Annotated in this window: 2 protein-coding genes; both read left to right on the top strand. The window is 71.7% G+C overall.

Translation table 11 applies throughout. The annotated features are described in order from the left end of the window. The first annotated feature begins 82 nt into the window (after nt 1-82). A complete protein-coding gene (locus tag RWP81_RS16215; protein WP_314457853.1) occupies nt 83-1,792 on the top strand; it encodes a DUF4407 domain-containing protein in 1,710 nt (569 codons plus the stop codon). Next, nucleotides 1,792-2,271 (top strand): NUDIX domain-containing protein, encoded by a 480-nt coding sequence (locus RWP81_RS16210; protein WP_314457851.1) that lies wholly within the window; start codon nt 1,792-1,794, stop codon nt 2,269-2,271. Before RWP81_RS16215 ends, RWP81_RS16210 begins: the two co-directional genes overlap by 1 nt. Nucleotides 2,272-2,568: the final 297 nt, after the last annotated feature.

Genomic DNA, 2,568 nt, shown 5'->3' with positions numbered 1-2,568 from the left:
CGATCGGGCCGCGCGCCCGACGCTGGGCAGCGCCTCAGGCGGCGCTCAGGAGCGGGCAGGGATCGCGACGTACCCTGTGCGAATGTCCTTTTCCGCTCACCGGCCCGGCCGCTTCGGCTCCGACGGCCGCATCGAGTTCACAACGGACGAGGAACGCGAGCAGTATCTCGACGACATCCTCGCCGCTCAGACCGCGGCGAAACCCGACGCCGCGACACCCGACGCCGCGACACCCGACGCCGCGACACCCGACGCCGCGACACCCGATCACACCTCCGAGCCGTGGGGCGCCCCACCCGCCGACGACGAACCCCGCGACCCCTTCGCCGCCGACGAGACCCTTCGCTTCGACCGCGACTCCGCGGCATCCGCTCCCGACGACGAGACCCTCCGCTACGACGGCGACTCCGCGGCATCCGCGCCCGACGACGAGACCCTCCGCCTCGACCGCGAGTCGGTCGGGGTCGCGCCGGACGGGCGCGCGCCGCAGCCCGAAGCGGCACCGAGCCCGATGGCATCCGAACCCCGCCAGCCGCGTCTGCGCCGCCACGACCCGCGCCGCCCGCGCCTGTCGCTCATCCGCCGCATGGCCGTTCTCGGCGGCGCTGACAACGACGTGCTCGAGGAGGTGCCCGAAGAGGTCCCCCGATTCGTGCAGATGTTCCTCGTGCTCGCGGGCACGGCCCTCGTCTCGGCGCTGTCGATGATGTTCGCCCTGCTCACCGGTGTGCGCGTGAGCATCCTGCTCGCGATCCCGCTCGCGCTGGTGTGGGGCCTCATCATCTTCAACCTCGACCGCTTCCTCACCTCGACGATGCGTTCGACCAAGAACATCTTCCGGCTGCTCGGTCTCGCTTTCCCGCGCGTGATCATGGCAGCGCTCATCGGCATCGTGGTGGCGGAGCCCCTTGTGCTGCAGGTGTTCCAGAACGACATCGTGCGCGAGGTGAACTCCACCAACGTCACGCAGGCGCTGACGGATCAGGATGCCGTGACGGGCGGCCCCGAGAAGCAGGCGCTCGACGCGGCGAGCGCGCAGGTGTCGGCGCTCGAGAACCAGGCGGCGACGGGCATCGTGACGGGGACCTCGGCGACATCGGCCGAGTCCGCCGCCGCGCAGCAGACCGTCGACCAGCTCACGCAACAGCTCGCGGCGCAGCAGAGCGTGATCGATCAGGCGCGCGCGGTATACCAGTGCGAACTGACCGGTCAGGGCGCCGGAACCGTTCCCGGCTGCACCGGTCTCGCCGGCAGCGGCGCGAGCTCCGACGCGGCGCAGGCACAGCTCGCCCAGGCGCAGTCGGCGTACGATTCCCTGTCGACGCAGCTCGCCCAGGCGCAGTCCACGCTCGCGGCCGCCAACACCGCGGGCACCGAGGCTGCGGCATCCACCGCGGACTCCAACAAGCAGCAGGCGCAGGATCAGCTGCCCGCCGCCCGTGCCCAGTACGAATCGGCGCTGGCGGCCTACAACGCGCGCGCCGAGTCGGTCGCCGACGGAAACGCGGGCGCGGTGGGTCTGCTGAGCCAGATCACGGCGCTCGAGCGACTATCGGACCGCGAGCCGGTGCTCCGCTGGGCGCACTACCTGATCGCCGCGCTGTTCTTCATGATCGAGCTGCTTCCGGTGCTCGTGAAGGTGCTGACCGGCTTCGGGGGTCCGTCGCTGTACGAGAAGGCCGAGAAGATGCGCGGCCAGATCGCCCTCGACCGGGTGTCGGCCCGCACCTACCGCAAGCGCGCCGACATCATCGCCGACGAGGCGAACCGGGTTCCGGCGACGGTGTCCTGATGGTCGCCTGGAGCGCGGGGCTGCTGCTGTACCGTCTCACCCCCGCGCCCCAGGTGCTCATCGCGCACATGGGCGGACCGTTCTGGGCGAAGAAGGACGCGGGCGCCTGGTCGATCCCGAAGGGCGAGTTCGACCCCGACTCCGAGGGAGCTCTGGATGCCGCGCAGCGCGAATTCCGCGAGGAGCTCGGCGTCGAGCCGCCCGACGTCGACTGGGCTGAGCTGGGGACATTCGCGTCCTCGAGCGGCAAGAAGGTCGTCGTGTTCGTGGGCGACGGCGCCGGGTTCACGGCATCCGAATTCACATACGGAACCTTCGAGATGGAGTGGCCGCCGCGCTCCGGTCGCACCGCGTCGTTCCCCGAGGTCGACCGCGCCGAGTGGACCGACCTGGATGCCGCGCGCGCCGCCCTCGTGAAGGGCCAGCGCCCCGCGATCGACGCGCTCGCCGCCGCCCTCGAGGCCCTGCCCGGCTCCTGACGCCCTGTCTCGACGTCGGGGAGCTGGTCGAGTGTCCAAGACGCGCCGCGGCCTTGCTCGCTACGCGGCGTGTCTTGGACACTCGACCGGGGCTTCGGTCCGCGACCGGGCCTTCGGGCCGCGACCGGGGCCACGGCGCGGGCGGAGGAAGACCGGTGCTGAGCGCCGAGCGCACAGGCTGTTGACTCTCCACGAAGCGCCGCTTCCCGACTCGCCGCGCGGCGTGTCCTGGACACTCGACCGGGGCTTCGGGCCGCGACGGGGGCTTCGGGCCGCGACGGGGGCTTCGGGCCGCGA

The organism is uncultured Microbacterium sp., assembly GCF_963521695.1.
GTDB lineage: Bacteria > Actinomycetota > Actinomycetes > Actinomycetales > Microbacteriaceae > Microbacterium.
The sequence above is the reverse complement of the archived record's forward strand: the minus strand, read 5'-3'. Positions and strand labels throughout refer to the sequence as shown.